This window comes from Alsobacter sp. SYSU BS001988, from assembly GCF_054796215.1.
Genome location: NZ_JBTAMK010000001.1, coordinates 371,562 through 390,164 on the forward strand (window position 1 = coordinate 371,562; position 18,603 = coordinate 390,164).

The window sequence follows — 18,603 nt, forward strand, 5'->3', positions numbered from 1 at the left end:
GGCTCAGCGGGCGCCCGCGCGGCGGCCGGGCGCCTCGTCCGGCAAGGTGACGCGGAACAGGGCGCCGGCGGCGCTCGGGACAAGCTCGACCGAGCCCTCATGGGCGGCCGCCAGCTCCGCCGCGATGGCCAGGCCGAGGCCCGTGCCTCCTGGCCGGCCCGAGCCCGAGAAGGCCGTGAACAGATGCTCGCGGGCCTTGGCCGGCACGCCGGGGCCGTTGTCGGAGACGTCGATCTCGACGCGGCCGGGCTCCCGCCGGGCGGTGACGACGATCCTCGCTCCCGCCTGTCCCTGGACCGCCTGGAGCGCGTTGCGGCACAGATTGAGCAGGATGCGCGAGAGCTGCTCCGGGTCCGCCGCGACGGTGAGGCCGCCCGGCACCGCGTTCTCGAACTCGGCGCCTTCGGCGTCCTCCCACAGCCCGAGCAGGTCGCGGGTCTCGTCCACGAGGGGGGCCAGCCTGACCGGCTGCAGCGCCGGCCGGCGCTCGACCGCCTTGCCGTAGGCCAGGGTCGACTGGCAGAAGCCGATCGCCCGGTCCAGCGCGCCGATGAGGCGCGGCGCGAGGCGCTGGGCGGTGGGATCGCTGATCGCGCCCAGCCGGTCGGAGAACAGCTGCGCGGACGCCAGGAGGTTGCGCAGGTCGTGGTTGATCTTGCTGACGGCGAGGCCTAGCGCGGCGAGATGCTTCTTGTGGCGCAGCTCGTCGGCGAGGCTCGTCTGCATCTTGGCCAGCGCCTTCTCGGCCAGGCCGATCTCGTCCGAGCGGCCCGAGGGCTGGATGGCCCGCCCGGCGTTTTCGGGGTCCTGCTGGAAGGCCACGATGTTGGAGGTGAGCCGCCGGACCGGCCGTACGATCATGCGCAGCAGGGCGGCGTAGACGAGCAGCGCGGTGATGCCGGAGATGATCAGCGACACCACCAGGATGTTGGCGGAGAAGCCGACCATGGCGGCGCGCAGGGGCGCCTCGTCGAGCACGATCTCGACGAACTCCACCGCCCCCATGCCGCCGCCGACGACGCGGATGTAGCGGGGCTCGCTCGCCAGCAGCGTGGCGAGGCTGTCGCGGATCATCGTCCAGAACGACATCTCGCGCAGGTCCACGTTGAGCGCCACCGTCGGGGGCATGTCCGAGGCGGCCAGAAGGCGCCGGGCGCCGCCCGACCGGACGGCCACGTTCACGGCGCCGACCTGTTTCAGCAGGCTCATGCTGAGCCCCTGGGGCACCGCGCCGGCCGGGGCGGCGTCGAGCACGAGCGCCGCGATCTGGGCGGCGCCGATGCGGTCGTTCAGCCAGTTGCGCCGGAAATTCGCGATGGAGGGCACATAGATCAGCACCTCCGCCAGCATCACGAACAGGCCGGTGAGCACGAGCAGGCGGGCGGACAGCCCCGGCCGGCCGGGCAGCCACGCGACGCGTGGACGTTCATCGGGACCGGGCGGCCGGACGTCGGGCTGGCCGCTCCCCGGGCTCGTCATGGCCGTCCCGTCGGCTCAGCCGAAGAGGCGCAGGAACGCCAGGAGACGGCGCAGGCCGCGGCTCGCCGCCAGGGGCGCGTAGAAGGACAGGGCCGCCTGCCGGGAGGCTTCCGAATAGGTCGGGTGCGGGAAGGCGAGGTCGCGGAACTCGGCAACGTTCAGGCCCTTCTTCACCGCCAGCGTCCAGGTCGCGATCTGCTCAGCCGCCCCGGCGCCGATGATCGCCGCCCCCAGGATCACGCCCGACCTGGTCGTGATGACTTTGATCTCGCCGGTGGTCAAGCGCTCCGCCCGGGCGCGGTCATTCTCTGAATACGGCCAGCGGAGCACTCGGATCGCTTTGTGGCGCATCCGCGCTTCGCTTTCCGACAGCCCCACGCAGGCCAGCTCCGGCGCCGTCGCGACGACGGTGGGGACGAGCGCAGCGTCGATCCTGGCCTTGCGCCACAGCAGCGCATTCTGGACCGCCTGCGCGGCCTGCAGGCCCGGATGGGCCGGCGAACGGTCCTCGGGAACGCCTTGCGGGCCTCCGACGCAGCCTCCGATGGCGTAGATCCGCCGGTTGGCGGTGCGCATCCGGGCGTCGACGAGGACGCCGGACGCGTCCGCCAGGACGCCGGCGGCCTCCAGCGCCAGCCCGTCGACGCTCGCCCGCCGCGCCCCGGCGACCATGAGGCGCGCGCCGGACAGCGTCTCGCCGCTCTCCAGCGTCACCTCGACGCCGCCCTCCCGCGAGGCGACCCGCGACACCACGACGCTGGCGCGCACGTCGACGCCGTCGCGCCGCAACGCCGTCGCCAGCTGGGCGGCGAGCTCGGCGTCGAAGCCGTCGAGCAGCGGGCCCGGCGCCGCCAACGCCACGTCCGCGCCGAGCAGGCGGAAGGCCTGCGCGCATTCGACGGCCGCGGCCCCTCCCCCGAGCACGATCAGCCTGCCGGGCGCGGCGTCCAGGTCCAGGAACGAGTCCGGAGTGACGAACGGCGTGTCCTCGAGGCCCGCGATGGCGGGAAGGGCTGGCGCGGAGCCGGCGGCCACGACGTAGCGGCGGGCCTGGATCACGGCCTCGCCGGCGCGCAGGAGGCGCGGCCCCACGAAGAAAGGCTCCGCCTCGATCACGCGCGCGCCCAGCGCGGCGAGCCTGGCCGGGGAGCGGTCCGCGGCGGAGGCCGCCACGACGGCGCGGACATGCGCCAGGGCGCGGGCGAGGTCGATCCGGGGCCTGGACGCCGCGACCCCGAAGGCCGCCGAGGTCCGCAGCAGGCCCGCGGCCTGGGCGGCGGCCCTGAGGGCCAGCCGGGCGAGGCGGCCCTCGTCCGACGACAGGCCGGCCGGGCGGGGAGGCTCGATCAGGATCACGGAGGCCCCGAGCGCGGCGGCCAGCATCGCGGCCGAGGAGCCGGCCGGGTCGCCGCCGATCACGCACAGGTCGGGCTTGAGAAGGTTCTCGATCATCCAGGCCTCTGAGAGTCGGCGCGCCGCCTGACGTCGTCAACAGACCCGCGCCGGCGCCGGAATGCAATCGCCGCGTGACAGCCCGCGCGAACGCCTGCCGGACGCGTCTTCGCGAGGGCGCCGGCCCCCCGAGAAGGCCCTCGCGCGAATGATCGCCACGGGCCTCGGCCGCGTTGACTTTCAGGCGCTCATCCGCCATAAGCCCGCGAGCTTTCGAGCGTCATCGCACATGTCGGAAGGGGATCGCTGGCGGATGGACCGCCGGTGACGCCGTTCGATACCAGACTGACAGGCCCATGGACGAGTTTCGGACGGGCCGGACCGGAGAAGACCCGTGAAACGGACCTATCAACCGAGCAAGCTGGTGCGCAAGCGCCGCCACGGCTTCCGCGCCCGCATGGCCACCAAGGGCGGCGCCAAGGTGATCGCGGCTCGCCGCGCGCGCGGCCGCAAGCGCCTTTCGGCCTGAACGGAGAGCGCGCGGCGCGCCCGTCATGACCGACTCCTCGCGGACCCGGACCTTTCCGGGGCGACTGACGAGGCGTGCGGAATATCTGGCCGCCGCCAAAGGGCGTCGGTTTCATACGCCGAGACTGACTTTGCAGGGGATCGAGCGCACGCCCGAGATGGGCGATGCCGCCGGTCCCCGTTTCGGTCTGACCGTGAGCCGCAAGGTCGGCACCGCGACCGAACGCAACCGCGTGAAGCGTCGGCTGAGGGCCGCCCTGCGGCGCATCGCGGATCCCGACGGGGCCTTGCGGGAGACGGTGCTCGTCCCCAAACAAGGCTTCGACTATGTGGTGGTCGCGCGGCGGGACGTGCTGTCGGCTGAGTTCCCCACGCTGATCGGGGACATCGTCGACGCGATCGGCCGCCTTGAACGCCCCAGACACCGCTCCGGGTCTCGCGACCTATCCGCGGCGCCCCGCCCCCGAGAGACTCGCTGAGCCATGCAGGACAACAAGAACTTCTTCCTCGCGATCGCCCTCTCTCTGGCGGTGCTCATCGGCTGGAACGTCTTCTTCGGCGTGCCCACGATGGACAAGGCCCGGCAGGACGCGGCGCAGAACGCGAAGGTGGCGTCGCAGAACAGCCAGGGGCCGATCCCGGGCGCGAGCCCGCAGACCAACACGCCGCCTTCCGAGAGCCAGTCGAATCCGATGATCGCGCCCACGCGCGAGCTCGCGCTGTTCGGCAGCCCGCGCGTCAAGATCGACACGCCCCGCGTGCAGGGCTCGATCAACCTGCGCGGCGCGGAAGTCGACGACATCGCCCTGAAGGACTACCACGAGACCGTCGACAAGAAGAGCCCGAACATCGTCGTGTTCTCGCCGGCCAACGCGCCGGAGGGCTATTTCGCCCGCCTCGGCTGGCTGCCCGCCGCGGGAGCGGCGGTCGACGTGCCGCTGCCGACGACCGTCTGGACGGCCGATTCGCAGACCCTGACCGAAGCCAAGCCCGTCACCCTGACCTGGGACAACGGCAAGGGCCTCACCTTCAAGCGCGTGGTGTCGATCGACGCCAACTACATGCTGACGGTCGCCGACAGCGTCGAGGCCAAGGACGGCGTGACCGCCTCGCTCACCCCCTACGGCTTCGTGCGCCGCATCGGCAAGCCGGTGACGCAGGGCTACTACATCCTCCACGAGGGCCTCCTCGGCATCCTGGGCGACCAGGGGCTGAAGGAGGAGAAGTATGACGGGCTGGAGAAGGATCCGGCGCTGTCGGCCACCGAGAAGGGCAAGAGCTTCCCGCAGGCGACGGGCGGCTGGGTCGGCATGACCGACAAGTACTGGGCCGCGGCGCTGATCCCGGACCAGAAGACGCCCTATACGGCCAATTTCACGGTGTCGACGCCCCCCGCCGGGGCGAAGCCCGCCTACCAGACGCTGGTCACCCTGCAGCCCCTGACGGTTCAGGCCGGCGCTCCGGCCGCCTCCACCACGCGCCTGTTCGTCGGCGCCAAGGAGGTCAACACGATCGACGCCTACCAGAACACGCTGGGGATCGAGCGCTTCAAGCTGCTGATCGACTGGGGCTGGTTCTGGTTCATCACCCAGCCGATGTTCAAGCTGCTGGACGGCATTTTCAAGCTGGTCGGCAATTTCGGCATCGCGATCCTGGTCGTGACCGTGATCGTCAAGGCCATCTTCTTCCCGCTCGCCAACAAGAGCTACAGCTCCATGGCGAAGATGAAGGCCGTGCAGCCGCAGATGCAGGCGCTGCGGGAGCAGTACCCGGACGACAAGGTCAAGCAGCAGCAGGAGCTGATGGAGCTCTACAAGCGGGAGAAGATCAATCCCGTGGCGGGCTGCCTGCCCGTGGTGATCCAGATCCCGGTGTTCTTCGCGCTCTACAAGGTGCTGTTCGTCACCATCGAGATGCGGCATGCGCCGTTCTTCGGCTGGATCAAGGACCTCGCGGCGCCGGACCCGACCTCCATCTTCAACCTCTTCGGGCTGATCCCCTGGGAGCCGCCGCACGTGCTGATGATCGGCATCTGGCCGCTCATCATGGGCGTGACGATGTTCGTCCAGATGAAGATGAACCCGGAACCCGCCGATCCCGTCCAGAAGACGATGTTCACCTGGATGCCGGTGTTCTTCACCTATCTGCTGGCGTCGTTCCCAGCCGGGCTCGTGATCTACTGGTCCTGGAACAACCTCCTCTCGGTGTCGCAGCAGTACCTCATCATGAAGCGCCAGGGCGTGAAGGTGGAGCTGTGGGACAACCTGCGCGGCGTGTTCCGCAAGCGTGCGGCGCCTGCCGCCGCAGTGGAGGCCAAGCCGGCCTCCAAGCCCGACGCCAAGGCCGGCAAGCCGGCCTGACCCGACACGGCGACGGCCGGGGCGAAAGCGCCCGGCCGCTCCCACCCGCGAGGACCGCATGAGCGACCAGCCGCAGTCCGCGCCTGAAACGGCTCCGCCGCAGGCGCAGCCTCCCTCCCCCGCCTTGATCGAAGCCGGCCGCAAGCTCTTCGCGGGCGAAGCCGAGTTCTTCTGGGCGGCGGCCCCGACCGGGCAGCTGCCCCCGATGGGGGCGCTGGAGATCGCCTTCGCGGGCCGGTCCAATGTGGGCAAGTCCAGCCTGATCAACGCGCTGACGGGCCGCAAGACGCTGGCCCGGACCTCGCACACCCCCGGCCGGACGCAGGAGCTCAACTTCTTCGACGTCGGCGGCGGACGCTTCACGCTGGTCGACATGCCGGGCTACGGCTATGCGGCCGTCTCCAAGCAGAAGGTGGCCGCCTGGACCGGGCTGATCCACGACTATCTGCGCGGTCGCGCGAGCCTGGCGCGGGTGTTCGTGCTGATCGACTCGCGGCACGGCCTGAAGCCGGTGGACGCCGAGATCCTCGACCTGCTGGACAAGTCGGCCGTGTCCTACCAGATCGTCCTCACCAAGGCGGACGAACTGAAACGGGGCCAGCTGGAGCAGCGCATCGCCGAGACGCAGGAGCGTCTGAAGAAGCGCCCGGCGGCGTTCCCGGAGATCGCCGCGACGTCGAGCCACGGCGGCGGCGGGATCCCGGAGCTGCGCGCCGCCATCGCGCGCCTGCTCGTGCAGCGCGGCTCGCTCGACCTTCCCGGCGAGAAGGCGTGAACGCGCCGTCGCGCGTCTTCACGGCCGCCGCGGGCCTCACCGGAGCGGCGGGCGTGGCGCTGGGGGCCGCCTCGGCCCATGTCGGAGGCGCCAATCTCGGCACGGCGGCGAATTTCCTGCTGTTCCATGCGCCGGCCCTGCTCGGCGTGGGCCTGCTGGCGGACCGGTCCCCCGCCCCCAGCCGCTGGGTCGTGATCGCCGGCGCCCTGCTCGGCCTCGGCGTCGCCCTGTTTTCCGGCGCGCTGGCGCTGGGAGCGCTGGCCGGCTGGCGGCCCATCCCGATGGCGGCCCCCGCGGGCGGCTTCGCGATGATCGCAGGCTGGCTGACGCTGGCCGCGGCGGGGCTTTTCGGCCGGCGCTGAGCGCTCCTCAGCTTTTCGCGTCTCCCCCATATCCACCGCACGCCGAAATGCTCTAGAAGGTCGCCCCGAGAGCATGCTGCGAAAAGGTGGGAACCGGCTTTGCGCACAAAGCATGCGACAACCCCAAACCTGGACCATGCTGTGTTTCCGTCGAACACAGCATGGTCCAGGACGCCGACGGACGAGCCACATCATGACCGACAGCAACGACCCCCACCTGCAGGCCGAGATCCTCGTTCAGGCGCTGCCCCACATGCTGCGCTACGACGAGGCGACCGTGGTGGTGAAATATGGCGGCCACGCCATGGGCAACGAGCAGGTCGCGCGCGACTTCGCCAAGGACATGATCCTGCTCGAGCAGTCCGGCGTGAACCCGGTGGTGGTGCATGGGGGCGGGCCGCAGATCGGCGCGATGCTCAGCCGTCTCGGCATCAAGAGCGAGTTCGCGGCGGGCCTGCGGGTGACCGATAAGGAGACCGTCGAGGTCGTCGAGATGGTTTTGGCGGGGCTGATCAACAAGCAGCTTGTCGGCTTCATCAACGGCGAGGGCGGCCGCGCCATCGGGCTTTGCGGCAAGGACGGCAACATGGTGATCGCCCGCAAGGTGACCCGGACCGTGTACGATCCCGAAAGCCAGACGGACACCCATGTGGACCTCGGCTTCGTGGGGGAGCCCGAAAAGGTCGACCGCACCGTGCTCGACGCGCTGCTCGGCCGCGAGGTGATCCCCGTGCTGGCGCCGGTGGCCAACGGGGCCGACGGACAGACCTACAACGTCAACGCCGACACCTTCGCGGGCGCCATCGCGGGCGCGCTGCGGGCCAAGCGCCTGCTGCTGCTCACCGACGTGCCGGGCGTGCTGGACAAGGACAAGCAGCTGATCAAGGAGCTCACCGTCGACCAGTGCCGCGGCCTCATCGCCGACGGCACCATCACGGGCGGCATGATCCCCAAGGTCGAGACCTGCATCTACGCGCTGGAGCAGGGCGTGGAGGGCGTCGTCATCCTGGACGGCAAGGTGCCGCACGCCGTGCTGCTGGAGCTGCTGACGGACCTGGGCGCAGGCACGCTCATCACGCGGTGAGGCCCTGAAGAACCAAGGGGAGCCTCTCGGCTCCCCTGGCGTCTAGCTCCCCTCGCGGGGAAACGGACACCCTTTCGGGGCCGCAAGTGCCCTCAATATCGTCGCTCCGAGTGAAAAAATCAAGTTGGCGTTGGAAGCCACTTTAGCACGAGAGCCAAGATTACGTTGAACTCCTCAGGCGGAAGCCTGCGCTTTCCTGCAGCCGGAGCTGATAGCCGGCTCACCGCCACCGTCGTCAGCTTATCGCAAATGGCCCATGACGGGCCTCCATCGATCGTCGTGGACAGGCGGCAAGCCCATTCGTTCTGGTCCTGAGGGCTGGATGAGCATGGGACGACAGTGACCGCGCCTGACAAGTTGTTTCGAAACGACAGGACGATCACCGGGCGTGTTTTCCAAAACTCAGGAAGTTGAGCGTCTCTCGGAAAGTCGCACCACAGAAGCTGCCTGATCGCTGGGACGGCGCGAAGCCGCGGTGGAACCCGCGGCGGCTTCTCGGACATCGGTCGTACTCGGATGTGTTCCGCGGAGTTTCCGACATTGGGATCGGTTGCATCCACTAGCCGGGAGTTGCAGCCCGCAATCCCTTAACCTCTGCGTCGGACACTGAACCCCTTTCGCCACAATCTCGACGTTGTGCGATGCGAGGTTCGTTCGTCCCATGACACGTCACGTTTCTCCGCCGCACGCGACGGCGACGCCGGGCTTCGATCACGTCGACACCTGGATCTTCGACCTCGACAACACGCTCTATCCTGCGCACGCGCAGCTTTGGCCGCAGGTGGACCAGCGCATCACGCTGTTCCTGGCCGAGATGTTCGGGCTGGACGGGCTCTCGGCGAGGGCTTTGCAGAAATACTATTACGGCCGCTATGGCACGACCCTGAAGGGCCTGATGGACGAGCACGCCATCGAGCCGGCCGACTTCCTCGAATTCGCGCACCAGATCGACCTGTCCCTGCTGGACCCCGACCCGGCGCTCGGCTCCGCGATCGAGAGGCTGCCGGGGCGCAAGCTGATCCTCACCAACGGCTCGCGCCAGCACGCCGAGAACGTGGCGGGCAAGCTCGGCATCCGCGACCATTTCGAGGAGATCTTCGACATCGTGGCGGCGGACTTCGTGCCCAAGCCCGAGGCGCGGACCTACGAGAAGTTCCTCGACAGGCATGACGTCGATCCGAAGAAGGCGGCCATGTTCGAGGACCTGGCCAAGAACCTCGTGGTGCCGGCCGCCCTGGGCATGACGACCGTGCTGGTCCTGCCGAAGACCTTCGATCTCTATCGCGAGGCCGAGGAGCAGGCCGCCGTGGAGGCGCCCTATATTCACCACTCCACGGTCGACCTCGCCGATTTCCTGCGCAGCAACACGCCGCTGCGGGACGCGCCGGACGTCGCCGGCGCGGCGTGACGGATGACAGCCGGGCCCGAGGTTGGTAAGCACGCGCGACCCGCGCACCAACTCCGGACTTCCGCCATGCAGCACGCCCAACTCGCCTCCGTCATCGACGCTGCCTGGGAAGCCCGGGCCGATCTCGGCCCCGCCACCCGGGGCGAGACCCGGGACGCCGTGGAGCACGCGCTGGCGCTGCTCGACGCGGGCGCCGCCCGGGTGGCCGAAAAGGGTCCCGAGGGCTGGACCGTCAACCAGTGGCTGAAGAAGGCGGTGCTGCTCTCCTTCCGCCTGAACGACAACGCCCTCATCGGCGGCGGCCCCGGCGCCTCGTCCTGGTGGGACAAGGTCCCGTCCAAATTCGCGGGCTGGGACGCAGCCGCCTTCCAGAAGGCCGGATTCCGGGCCGTGCCCAACTGCACGGTGCGCAGCGGCGCCTATGTGGCGCCCGGCGTGGTGCTGATGCCGTCCTTCGTCAATATCGGCGCCTATGTGGACAGCGGCACGATGGTGGACACCTGGGCCACGGTCGGCTCCTGCGCGCAGATCGGCAAGAACGTGCACCTGTCGGGCGGCGTGGGCATCGGCGGCGTGCTGGAGCCGCTGCAGGCGGGCCCGACCATCATCGAGGACAACTGCTTCGTCGGCGCCCGGTCCGAGGTGGTCGAGGGCGTGGTGGTCGGAGAGGGCTCGGTCATCTCCATGGGGGTGTTCATCAGCTCGTCGACCAAGATCGTGGACCGCGAGACGGGCGAGGTGTTCTACGGCCGCGTGCCGCCCTATTCGGTGGTCGTGTCGGGCAGCATGCCCGGCAAGGCGCTGCCGGACGGCTCGCCGGGGCCGTCGCTGTATTGCGCCGTGATCGTGAAGCGCGTCGACGAGCGCACCCGTTCCAAGACCAGCATCAACGAGCTGCTGCGCGACTGACGAGGCGCGCCGGGGAAGAGGCCAAGCCATGCTGGACGCGCTGGATCCCGTCGCCCTGACGCAGGCCCTCATCCGCCGCCGGTCGGTGACGCCGGCGGACGACGGCGCGCTCGACCTCCTCGCGGACGTGCTGGCGAAGGCCGGTTTCGAGACCCATCGGCTGACCTTCTCCGAGCCCGGCTCCGCGGATGTGGAGAATCTCTACGCCCGCATCGGCGTAGACGCGCCCGTGATGCTGTTCGCCGGGCACACCGACGTGGTGCCGCCCGGCGACGAGGCGCAGTGGTTCCACCCGCCCTTCGCGGCCGAGATCGTCGACGGCGTCCTGTATGGCCGCGGCGCGACCGACATGAAGAGCGGCGTGGCCGCCTCCGTGTCGGCGGCGTTGCGCTACCTGGCCGCCCTGGACGCGCCGCCCAAGGGCTCGATCGCGTTCCTACTCACGGGGGACGAGGAGGGGCCGGCCGTCAACGGCACGGCGAAGCTGCTCGAATGGGCGAAGGCCCGCGGCGAGCGGTTCGACTGCTGCCTGCTGGGTGAGCCCACCAATCCCGAGGCCCTCGGCGACATGATCAAGATCGGCCGGCGCGGGTCCCTCACCGGCCGCCTCACGGTGGAGGGCGTCCAGGGGCACGTGGCCTACCCGCATCTGGCCGACAACCCCATCCGGCGCCTCGCGCCCCTGCTGACGGCGCTGATGGCCGAGCCGCTCGACCACGGGACGGCGCAGTTCGGCCCCTCGAACCTGGAATTCACAACGGTGGACGTCGGCAACCCCGCCACCAACGTGATCCCGGCGGCGGCCCGGGCGGTGTTCAACATCCGCTTCAACGACCTGTGGACGGCCGAGACCCTGGAGAAGGAGATCCGCGCTCGCCTGGAGCGCGCCGCCGGGCCGCAGGCGCGCTACGAGGTCGCGTTCGACCGCTCCAATTCGCCGGCCTTCCTGACGCCGCCCGGGCCGTTCGTGTCCCTCGTCAGCGACGCCGTCGAGGAGGTGACGGGCCGGAAACCGGCGCTCTCGACCACCGGCGGAACGTCGGACGCCCGGTTCATCCGGGATTACTGCCCCGTCCTGGAGTTCGGGCTGGTCGGCGCAACCATGCACCAGGTCGACGAACGGGCCGAGATCGCCGACATCGAGGCGCTGACCCGGATCTACGAGCGCGTGCTCGCGCGCGTTCTCGGCTGAGACGGAAGGAACAAAGCGCATCACGTTCCGTTGAATGTGCCGCATGATGCTCGACAAAAGTCGTAGTCGAGTTACATTGTGCACTGCAGCATCGATGGAGCGCGACATGATCCTCAGCCTGGAGGAAGTCGGCCGATCGCTGGGAGGGGCCCTGAAGCTCCTCAACCGCGACCCGGCCGGTCTCGGCGCCTACGAGGTCTCTTTCGGGGCGTTCTGGCGATCGTTCGGGGCGATGCTGCTGGCGGCGCCGGCCTTCATCGTACTGCTGGCGGACGCCCGCCTGCAAGCCGGCCTGCCGCTCGAGGACGGGCTGTTCGAAAGCCCGCTCCTCGTCACCCGCGAAATCGTGCTGCTCACCGGCTGCTGGCTCGCCTTTCCGGCCGCAATGATCGGCCTCGTGCGCCTGCTCGGGCTGGAGCGCCGCTATGCGGGCTATGTCATCGCCTATAACTGGTCGGCCGTGGTCGCGACCCTGATCCTGTGCGTGCCGCATTTCCTGCATGTGCTGGGGCTCGCCACCAACGGGCTGGCGGCGCTGTTCCTCGCCGCCTTCGGGTTCATCGTCCTGCACTATCGCTGGTTCCTGGCGAAAGCCGCGCTCGGCGTGTCGGGCGGCGTGGCGGCCGTCCTCGTGCTGGTCGATGTCAGCCTCAACGGGCTGGTGACCGCCGCCGCCTCGCTGCTGGCCTGAAGCCGGCGCCCTAGTAGTCGACGCCGGTCAGGTAGAGCCCGCATGAGGGCGCCATGGGTCCGCATCGCGAACGGTCGCGCGCCTCCAGCGCCGCGGTCAGGTCCGCCTTGGACCAGCGCCCGGCCGCCACATACTGCAATGACCCCACCATGGAGCGCACCTGGTGATGCAGGAAGGAGCGCGCCGACGCGTAGACGCGGATCTCCTGCCCGACCCGCTCCACGTCGAGGCGCGACAGCGTCTTCACCGGGCTGGCGGCCTGGCAGTCTGAGGAGCGGAAGGTCGTGAAGTCGTGCATGCCCACGAGCGCCTGGGCGGCGTCGTGCATGCGCTCCGCGTCGAGCGGCCATTTCACGTGCCAGGCCCGGTCGGCGTCGAGCGCCAGGGGCGGCCGGCGGTTCAGGATGCGATAGAGATAGTGGCGGCCGCGCGCCGACATGCGGGCGTTGAAGCCGTCGTCCACGCGCTCGGCCGACAGGATGGCGATGGGGTGTGGGCGCAGATGCGCGTTGACGGCGTCGCGCACCGTATCGGTCGGCCAGTCGCGCGCGAGGTCGACATGCGCGACCTGGTGCGTGGCGTGCACGCCCGCGTCCGTCCGGCCCGCGCCCTGGATCCGCACCGTCTCGCCCGTGAACCGGCCGATGGCGTCCTCGATGCATTGCTGCACCGAGCGTCCGACGGCCTGGAACTGCCAGCCCACGAAAGGCGTCCCGTCATACTCGATGACGAGCTTGTAGCGGGGCATCAGCCGAACCTCGCCCCGGCCCGGACGGGCACGCCGCGCAGGAACTCCGCCGCGCTCATGGCGCGCGACCCCGCCCTCTGGACCTGCAGCACCTGCACGGCGCCCTGCCCGCAGGCGACCGTCAGGCCGTCGTCGAGGGCCTCCCCGGCCGGCCCGGAGCCCTCCGCCAGGCGGGTCTTCAGGATCTTCAGGCGCTCCGGCCCGCGGCCGAGGTCGACCAGCGAGTAGGCGCCCGGAAAGGGCGAGAGGCCGCGCACCTGGTCGTGCACCGCCTGGGCGGGGCGGGCCCAATCGATCCGCGAATCCTCGTTCTGGATCTTGGCCGCATAGGTCACGCCATCCTCGGGCTGCGGCGTGAAGGCGAGGGCGCCGCGCGACAGGGCCGCCAGGGCGCGGACCACCAGGTCCGCCCCGAGCTGCGCCAGGCGGTCGTGGATCTCGCCCGCCGTCGCGTCCGGGCCGATGGCGAGGCGCTCGACCATGCCGACCGGCCCCGTATCCAGCCCCTTCTCCATGCGCATCACGGCCACGCCGGTCTCCCTGTCGCCGGCCATCACGGCGCGCTGAATCGGAGCCGCGCCGCGCCAGCGCGGCAGGAGGGACGCATGCAGGTTGAGGCAGCCGAGCGGCGGGACGGCCAGGATGGCCTCCGGCAGGATCATCCCGTAGGCGACCACGACCGCCACATCGGCCTGCAGGGAGCGGAAGGTCTCCGCGGCCTCCTCGCCCTTCAGGGTCGCAGGCGTGAAGACCGGGATCCCGAACCGCTCCGCGGCGGCCTGCGCCGGCGAGGGCTTCAGCGCCATGCCGCGGCCCGCGGCCGCCGGGGCGCGCGTATAGGCGGCGACGACCTCGTGGCCCTGCCCGACGATCTCCGACAGGGTCGGCACGGCGAAATCGGGCGTGCCCATGAAGACGACGCGCAGCATCTGTCACCCGTGTTCAGGTCGGCCGCTGGCGCGGCGGGAACGGCTCAGGCTTCGCGCCGGGCCTGCTTGGCGAACTTCTTCATCACCCGGTCGCGCTTCAGTTTGGAGATGTGATCGATGAAGAGCCTGCCTTCGAGATGGTCGATCTCATGCTGGATGCAGGTGGCGAGCAGGCCGTCGGCCTCGATCTCGCACTCGGCTCCGCCCCGGTCGGTGAACCGCACCCGCACCTTGGCGGGACGCTCGACCTCCTCGTAGAAGTCGGGGATCGACAGGCAGCCCTCCTCGTAGACGGAGCGCTCCTCGGAGGTCCACAGCACCTGCGGGTTGATGAGGGCGAGCGGCTGCTTGTCCTCGCCCTCGCGGGCGAGGTCGACCGTGATCACCCGCTCAGGGACGCCGATCTGGATCGCCGCCAGCCCGATGCCCGGGGCGTCGTACATGGTCTCGAACATGTCGTCGATCAGCGGCGCGAGCTCGCGCGCGGGCTTGGCGACGGGCGCCGAGACGAGCCGCAGCTTGGAGTCGGGGATGATCAGGATCGGTCGGACAGACATGAAGGGCGCCGCTCTTTGAAAACGTGCCCGAGATAAACACTCGGGCGGCCAAAATCAAACCGTTCCGTTTTCGTTCTCGCTTCTGGGGCGAATCGCGGTACTGTGCCTCGCATGGATCGCGTCATCCTGATCGTCGGCGGGCACGCCGTCACCTGGGGCGAAGCCGTGCTCGCCCTCTTGGGCGCCGCGGTGCTGGGCCTGTTCTGGCTCGCCTTGTCGGCGGGCCGCGCCTCCCGCGAGCGCAGCCTCGAGGCGGCCGGCGCGATCGAGCGCCAGCGCGAGCTGGACGAAAAGCTGGCGGCGCTCACCCAGATCCAGTCCGAGATGACCGGCCGGATGCAGACCATCGGCGAGGTCTTCGGCAACCGGCAGGCCGACCTCGTGCGGCTGATCGCCGAGCGGCTGGACAGCCTGCAGAACCGGGTCGGAGACGGGCTGAACGCGACGTCGCGGCAGACCAGCGAGAACCTGAGCAAGCTGAACGAGCGGCTCGCCGTGATCGACGCCGCGCAGAAGCGCCTGACCGACCTCACCGGCGAGGTGCTGTCGCTGAAGGACATCCTGTCCAACAAGCAGACGCGCGGCGCCTTCGGCCAGGGCCGCATGGAGGCGATCGTCAGGGACGCGCTGCCGCCGGCGGCCTTTGAGTTCCAGGCCCTGCTCTCCTCCGGCCGCCGGCCCGATTGCGTCATCCGGCTGCCCGGCGACGACCGGCCGCTCGTCGTCGACGCCAAGTTCCCGCTCGAGGGCTTCACGGCCTTCCGCGAGGCGCAGGGGGACGAGGCGCGGCGCAGCGCCATGCAGCGGGTGCGCGCCGATGTCGGCGCGCATGTGAAGGACATCGCCGACAAATACCTCATCCCCGGCGAGACGCAGGACATCGCGGTGCTGTTCGTGCCGGCTGAATCGCTCTTCGCGGACCTGCAGGAGCATTTCGAGGACCTCGTGCAGCGCGCCCACCGGGCGAGGGTGCTGATCGTGTCGCCCTCGCTCCTCGCGATGGCGATCCAGGTCATGCAGGCCATCGTGCGGGACGCGCGCATGCGCGAGCAGGCGCACCAGATCCAGGCGGAAGTCGGCAAGCTGATCGAGGACGTCAAGCGCCTGCGGGAGCGGACGCTGAAGCTCGACGGGCATTTCAGGCAGGCGACCGAAGATGTCGGCATGATCGTCACCTCTGCCGACAAGGTCCTGAAGCGGGGCGAGCGGATCGAGGCGATGGAGTTCGAGGCGCCGGGCGCGAAGGTCGAGGCGGGGCCGCCGGCCGAGAGCCTGCCGAACCCCCTCGGGCGGAGCTACGGGGCCGAGTGAGGCGGCGTCAGAGCGCCGTGCGCTGCCGGAAGGCGGCCGCCAGCGTGCCCTCGTCGAGATAGTCCAGCTCGCCGCCCACTGGAACGCCGTGGGCCAGCCGGCTCACCTTGACGGGCAGATGCGACAGCAGGTCGGTGACGTAATGGGCGGTGGTCTGCCCGTCCACGGTGGCGTTCAGGGCCAGGATCACCTCCTGGACCCCGCCCTCGGCGACGCGCGCCACGAGCCTGTCGAGGTTGAGGTCCTTCGGGCCGACGCCGTCCAGCGCCGAGAGCGTGCCGCCCAGCACGTGATAGCGGCCATTGATCACCTGCGCGCGCTCCAGCGCCCACAGGTCGGCAACGTCCTCCACCAGGACCAGCACCGTGTCGTCGCGGCGCGGGTCGCGGCACAGCGTGCAGGGGTCGGACGTGTCGACATTGCCGCAGGTCGAGCACACCACGACGCGCTCGTTGGCGACCCGGATGGCGTCCGCCAGCGGGGCGAGCAGCTGCTCGCGCTTCTTGATCAGGTGCAGCGCGGCCCGCCGGGCGGACCGCGGGCCGAGCCCTGGCAGGCGCGCCAGGAGCTGGATCAGCCGCTCGATCTCCGGACCGCTGGTCGACGCCATGGATCAGAAGAGCTTCATGCCGGGCGGGATGGGCAGGCCGGCGGTGATCGACGACATCTTCTCCTGCGCGGCCCGGTCGGCCTTTCCGCGGGCGTCGTTCATGGCCGCGATGATGAGGTCCTCGAGAATGTCCTTCTCGTCCGCATTCAGCAGGCTGTCGTCGATCGAGACGGACTTGACCTGCCCCTTGGCGGTCATCGTCGCCTTGACCATGCCGCCGCCGGCCGCGCCCTCGACCTCGAGCGCTTCGAGTTCGTCCTGGAGCGCAGTCATCTTGGACTGCATCTCCTGGACCTTTTTCATCATGCCCATGATGTCCTTCATGTGAGGCTCCTGATCGCTGAGAGGGTCAGAGGTCGTCGTCGAAGCCGTCGAGGCCGAGGCCGGCCGGATCGATCCCGCCCTGCGTGAGGGCGGCTTCGACCGCCGCTTCGGCGTCCTCGGACGGCTCCGGCTGGGAATCGCGGATATCGACGATCTTGGCGCCCGGGAAGGCGTCCAGCACCGAGCGCACGAGCGGATGGGCCTGGACGTTGGTCAGGCGGTCGCGCTCCTCGGCCGCGGTCTTTTCGCGCAGGGTCGGCTGGCCCGGCTCGGAGGAGAGCGCCACGATCCAGCGCCGGCCGGTCCAGTCCGCCAGCCGCTTCGACAGCTCGCTGCCGAGCTGAGGCGAGGCGGTGTCGGTCGGGGCGAACTCCAGCGCCCCGTCCTCGAAGCGCACCAGCCTGACGTCGTTCTCCAACGCGAGCTTCATGGTGATGTCGCGCTTCTCGGCCGCGAGCGCCACCAGGTCCTCGAACCTGTTGATCCGGATCGCCGCCGTCGGGGCGGGGCTGCGCGCCGGCGCGGGCGACGCGGACGGACGCGGTTCGGACCGGGTCGCCACGCTGAGGGCGGAGGCCCGGCCGCCGCCGTCCGGCGCCGAGGCCCTCGCGCCGCCCCCGGGGCCGGGGGCGGACGGGGCGCCGCCCGGCGACGCGGCGGGCGCGTCGCGCAGCGCCCGGAGGGCTTCGTCGGGGGTGGGCAGGTCGGCCGCATAGGCCAGCCGCACCAGCGCCATTTCGGCGGAGGCGATGGGCTTGGGCGAATCCTTCACCTCGGCGACGCCCTTGAGGAGCATCTGCCAGGCGCGCGACAGCACGCGCATGGGAAGCGCCGCGGCGGCCTGGCCCCGGACCCGCTCGACCTCGGTGACGCTGGATTCGCGCGCCGCCTCCGGCACGATCTTCAGCCGGGTGACGAAATGCACGAATTCGGCGAGGTCGCCCAGGATCACGGCCGGGTCCGCGCCGGAATCATACTGGTCGCGCAGCTCCGCCAGGGCGGCGGCGACGTCGCCCTTCATCACCGCCTCGAACAGGTCGATGACCCGGCCGCGATCGGCGAGGCCCAGCATGGTGCGGACCGTCTCGGCGTCGATGCGGCCGGCGCCGTGGGCGATCGCCTGGTCGAGCAGCGACAGCGAATCGCGGACCGAGCCCTCGGCCGCCCGCGCCAGCATGGCGAGCGCCTCGGCGTCGATCGTGACGCCCTCCTGGGCGCAGATGCGGTCGAGATGCTGGACCAGCAGGGAGGCGTCCACGCGCCTGAGGTCGAAGCGCTGGCAGCGCGACAGGATCGTGACCGGCACCTTGCGGATCTCGGTCGTGGCGAAGACGAATTTGGCGTGCGGCGGCGGCTCCTCCAGCGTCTTCAGGAAGGCGTTGAACGCCTTCTCTGACAGCATGTGGACCTCGTCGATGATGTAGACCTTGTAGCGGGCCGAGGCCGGGGAATAGCGGATCCCGTCGGTGATCTGGCGGACGTCGTCGACGCCCGTGTGGGAGGCGGCGTCCATTTCGAGCACGTCGACGTGGCGCGACTCCATGATGGCGCGGCAATGGACGCCTTCGTCGGGCAGTTCGACGGTGGGGCCGCCGGTCCCGTCCTGGCGCAGATAGTTGAGCCCCCGGGCCAGGATGCGGGCCGTGGTCGTCTTGCCGACGCCGCGCACGCCGGTCAGGATCCAGGCCTGCGGGATGCGCCCGGAGGCGAAGGAGTTGCGCAGCGTGCGCACCATCGCGTCCTGGCCGATGAGGTCGTCGAAGGTCTGCGGACGATATTTGCGCGCCAGCACCCGGTAGGGCGTGGCGGCGGAGGAGGCCGGCCCGGCCTCGCGCGGCGCGTCGAGCCCCGGAAGGCCGGGGCCGTCGTCGAAGGTCGCGCTGTCCTGCGTTGGGATGGTTTCGTCGCTCATCGGGCCTTGTGGTGACGCATGGCCGGGGTGCG

Annotated in this window: 20 protein-coding genes; 11 read left to right on the top strand and 9 right to left on the bottom strand. The window is 70.2% G+C overall.

The annotated features are described in order from the left end of the window. Positions 1–3: 3 nt before the first annotated feature. Together ACYVO7_RS01585 and ACYVO7_RS01590 are read right to left on the bottom strand one after the other, a co-directional pair. The gene (locus ACYVO7_RS01585) at positions 4–1,479 is read right to left on the bottom strand and encodes a sensor histidine kinase (RefSeq protein WP_460448099.1); all 1,476 of its coding nucleotides are present in this window, start codon (positions 1,477–1,479) and stop codon (positions 4–6) included. Positions 1,480–1,494: 15 nt separating this feature from the next. Then, a complete protein-coding gene (locus ACYVO7_RS01590) occupies positions 1,495–2,931 on the bottom strand; it encodes an FAD-dependent oxidoreductase (protein WP_460448100.1) in 1,437 nt (478 codons plus the stop codon). A 334-nt stretch (positions 2,932–3,265) separates the two neighbouring features. Here ACYVO7_RS01590 and rpmH point away from each other — a divergent pair, with 334 nt between their 5' ends. The 6 genes from rpmH (at position 3,266) to argB (ending at position 7,980) form a co-directional block, all read left to right on the top strand. After that, complete coding sequence (rpmH, locus tag ACYVO7_RS01595; protein WP_106335600.1) at positions 3,266–3,400, top strand: 50S ribosomal protein L34; 135 nt, start codon at positions 3,266–3,268, stop codon at positions 3,398–3,400. Positions 3,401–3,425: 25 nt separating this feature from the next. After that, a complete protein-coding gene (gene rnpA, locus ACYVO7_RS01600) occupies positions 3,426–3,878 on the top strand; it encodes a ribonuclease P protein component (RefSeq protein WP_406856216.1) in 453 nt (150 codons plus the stop codon). 3 nt (positions 3,879–3,881) lie between these two features. Then, positions 3,882–5,759, top strand: a complete 1,878-nt coding sequence (yidC, locus tag ACYVO7_RS01605; RefSeq protein WP_460448101.1) for a membrane protein insertase YidC — start codon at positions 3,882–3,884, stop codon at positions 5,757–5,759. 58 nt (positions 5,760–5,817) lie between these two features. Continuing rightward, positions 5,818–6,534 carry a ribosome biogenesis GTP-binding protein YihA/YsxC gene (gene yihA / locus ACYVO7_RS01610; protein ID WP_460448102.1) on the top strand — a complete coding sequence of 239 codons (717 nt, stop codon included), beginning with the start codon at positions 5,818–5,820 and terminating at the stop codon, positions 6,532–6,534. Further along, the gene (locus tag ACYVO7_RS01615) at positions 6,531–6,896 is read left to right on the top strand and encodes a DUF423 domain-containing protein (protein ID WP_460448103.1); all 366 of its coding nucleotides are present in this window, start codon (positions 6,531–6,533) and stop codon (positions 6,894–6,896) included. Before yihA ends, ACYVO7_RS01615 begins: the two co-directional genes overlap by 4 nt. Positions 6,897–7,089: 193 nt before the next feature. Further along, a complete protein-coding gene (argB, locus tag ACYVO7_RS01620) occupies positions 7,090–7,980 on the top strand; it encodes an acetylglutamate kinase (protein WP_460448104.1) in 891 nt (296 codons plus the stop codon). Between the two features lie 119 nt (positions 7,981–8,099). On the opposite strand, the gene ACYVO7_RS01625 is transcribed toward argB, so the two are convergent. Continuing rightward, positions 8,100–8,483: a type II toxin-antitoxin system PemK/MazF family toxin gene (locus ACYVO7_RS01625; RefSeq protein ID WP_460448105.1), complete on the bottom strand. Its 384-nt coding sequence runs from the start codon at positions 8,481–8,483 to the stop codon at positions 8,100–8,102. A 158-nt stretch (positions 8,484–8,641) separates the two neighbouring features. Here ACYVO7_RS01625 and ACYVO7_RS01630 point away from each other — a divergent pair, with 158 nt between their 5' ends. The 4 genes from ACYVO7_RS01630 (at position 8,642) to ACYVO7_RS01645 (ending at position 12,180) form a co-directional block, all read left to right on the top strand. Then, positions 8,642–9,388, top strand: a complete 747-nt coding sequence (locus tag ACYVO7_RS01630; RefSeq protein WP_460448106.1) for a pyrimidine 5'-nucleotidase — start codon at positions 8,642–8,644, stop codon at positions 9,386–9,388. A gap of 66 nt (positions 9,389–9,454) precedes the next feature. Continuing rightward, entirely contained in the window at positions 9,455–10,297 is an 843-nt protein-coding gene (gene dapD / locus ACYVO7_RS01635; RefSeq protein WP_460448107.1) for a 2,3,4,5-tetrahydropyridine-2,6-dicarboxylate N-succinyltransferase, read from the top strand. 28 nt (positions 10,298–10,325) lie between these two features. Further along, positions 10,326–11,489: a succinyl-diaminopimelate desuccinylase gene (gene dapE, locus ACYVO7_RS01640; RefSeq protein WP_460448108.1), complete on the top strand. Its 1,164-nt coding sequence runs from the start codon at positions 10,326–10,328 to the stop codon at positions 11,487–11,489. 106 nt (positions 11,490–11,595) lie between these two features. Next, positions 11,596–12,180 carry a hypothetical protein gene (locus ACYVO7_RS01645; protein WP_460448109.1) on the top strand — a complete coding sequence of 195 codons (585 nt, stop codon included), beginning with the start codon at positions 11,596–11,598 and terminating at the stop codon, positions 12,178–12,180. A 10-nt stretch (positions 12,181–12,190) separates the two neighbouring features. Here ACYVO7_RS01645 and truA read toward each other — a convergent pair whose 3' ends face one another. The 3 genes from truA to def are packed head-to-tail and all read right to left on the bottom strand — an operon-like array spanning position 12,191 to position 14,414. Continuing rightward, entirely contained in the window at positions 12,191–12,928 is a 738-nt protein-coding gene (truA, locus tag ACYVO7_RS01650; RefSeq protein ID WP_460448110.1) for a tRNA pseudouridine(38-40) synthase TruA, read from the bottom strand. Then, a complete protein-coding gene (gene fmt / locus ACYVO7_RS01655) occupies positions 12,928–13,857 on the bottom strand; it encodes a methionyl-tRNA formyltransferase (RefSeq protein ID WP_460448111.1) in 930 nt (309 codons plus the stop codon). Before fmt ends, truA begins: the two co-directional genes overlap by 1 nt. Before the next feature lie 44 nt (positions 13,858–13,901). After that, positions 13,902–14,414 (bottom strand): peptide deformylase, encoded by a 513-nt coding sequence (def, locus tag ACYVO7_RS01660; protein ID WP_460448112.1) that lies wholly within the window; start codon positions 14,412–14,414, stop codon positions 13,902–13,904. Between the two features lie 111 nt (positions 14,415–14,525). Between def and ACYVO7_RS01665 the strand changes: the two genes are divergently transcribed. Continuing rightward, positions 14,526–15,725 carry a DNA recombination protein RmuC gene (locus ACYVO7_RS01665; RefSeq protein WP_460448113.1) on the top strand — a complete coding sequence of 400 codons (1,200 nt, stop codon included), beginning with the start codon at positions 14,526–14,528 and terminating at the stop codon, positions 15,723–15,725. Positions 15,726–15,732: 7 nt separating this feature from the next. Here ACYVO7_RS01665 and recR read toward each other — a convergent pair whose 3' ends face one another. From recR to ACYVO7_RS01680, 3 genes are read right to left on the bottom strand one after another with little or no spacing between them, the layout of a single operon-like run. Next, positions 15,733–16,335: a recombination mediator RecR gene (gene recR, locus ACYVO7_RS01670; RefSeq protein ID WP_460448114.1), complete on the bottom strand. Its 603-nt coding sequence runs from the start codon at positions 16,333–16,335 to the stop codon at positions 15,733–15,735. A gap of 3 nt (positions 16,336–16,338) precedes the next feature. Next, on the bottom strand, positions 16,339–16,659 hold the full coding sequence (locus ACYVO7_RS01675; RefSeq protein ID WP_460448115.1) for a YbaB/EbfC family nucleoid-associated protein: 321 nt from the start codon (positions 16,657–16,659) through the stop codon (positions 16,339–16,341). Positions 16,660–16,684: 25 nt separating this feature from the next. Further along, complete coding sequence (locus tag ACYVO7_RS01680; protein ID WP_460448116.1) at positions 16,685–18,571, bottom strand: DNA polymerase III subunit gamma/tau; 1,887 nt, start codon at positions 18,569–18,571, stop codon at positions 16,685–16,687. Positions 18,572–18,603: the final 32 nt, after the last annotated feature.

Coding starts and splice junctions, on each gene's coding strand:
- yidC (WP_460448101.1), top strand. CDS start 3,882: ATGCAGGACAACAAGAACTTCTTCCTCGCGATCGCCCTCTCTCTGGCG.
- ACYVO7_RS01645 (WP_460448109.1), top strand. CDS start 11,596: ATGATCCTCAGCCTGGAGGAAGTCGGCCGATCGCTGGGAGGGGCCCTG.
- def (WP_460448112.1), bottom strand. CDS start 14,414: ATGTCTGTCCGACCGATCCTGATCATCCCCGACTCCAAGCTGCGGCTC.
- ACYVO7_RS01590 (WP_460448100.1), bottom strand. CDS start 2,931: ATGATCGAGAACCTTCTCAAGCCCGACCTGTGCGTGATCGGCGGCGAC.
- recR (WP_460448114.1), bottom strand. CDS start 16,335: ATGGCGTCGACCAGCGGTCCGGAGATCGAGCGGCTGATCCAGCTCCTG.
- dapD (WP_460448107.1), top strand. CDS start 9,455: ATGCAGCACGCCCAACTCGCCTCCGTCATCGACGCTGCCTGGGAAGCC.
- ACYVO7_RS01625 (WP_460448105.1), bottom strand. CDS start 8,483: ATGTCCGAGAAGCCGCCGCGGGTTCCACCGCGGCTTCGCGCCGTCCCA.
- rnpA (WP_406856216.1), top strand. CDS start 3,426: ATGACCGACTCCTCGCGGACCCGGACCTTTCCGGGGCGACTGACGAGG.
- fmt (WP_460448111.1), bottom strand. CDS start 13,857: ATGCTGCGCGTCGTCTTCATGGGCACGCCCGATTTCGCCGTGCCGACC.
- truA (WP_460448110.1), bottom strand. CDS start 12,928: ATGCCCCGCTACAAGCTCGTCATCGAGTATGACGGGACGCCTTTCGTG.
- ACYVO7_RS01630 (WP_460448106.1), top strand. CDS start 8,642: ATGACACGTCACGTTTCTCCGCCGCACGCGACGGCGACGCCGGGCTTC.
- argB (WP_460448104.1), top strand. CDS start 7,090: ATGACCGACAGCAACGACCCCCACCTGCAGGCCGAGATCCTCGTTCAG.
- dapE (WP_460448108.1), top strand. CDS start 10,326: ATGCTGGACGCGCTGGATCCCGTCGCCCTGACGCAGGCCCTCATCCGC.
- ACYVO7_RS01585 (WP_460448099.1), bottom strand. CDS start 1,479: ATGACGAGCCCGGGGAGCGGCCAGCCCGACGTCCGGCCGCCCGGTCCC.
- ACYVO7_RS01665 (WP_460448113.1), top strand. CDS start 14,526: ATGGATCGCGTCATCCTGATCGTCGGCGGGCACGCCGTCACCTGGGGC.
- ACYVO7_RS01675 (WP_460448115.1), bottom strand. CDS start 16,659: ATGAAGGACATCATGGGCATGATGAAAAAGGTCCAGGAGATGCAGTCC.
- yihA (WP_460448102.1), top strand. CDS start 5,818: ATGAGCGACCAGCCGCAGTCCGCGCCTGAAACGGCTCCGCCGCAGGCG.
- ACYVO7_RS01680 (WP_460448116.1), bottom strand. CDS start 18,571: ATGAGCGACGAAACCATCCCAACGCAGGACAGCGCGACCTTCGACGAC.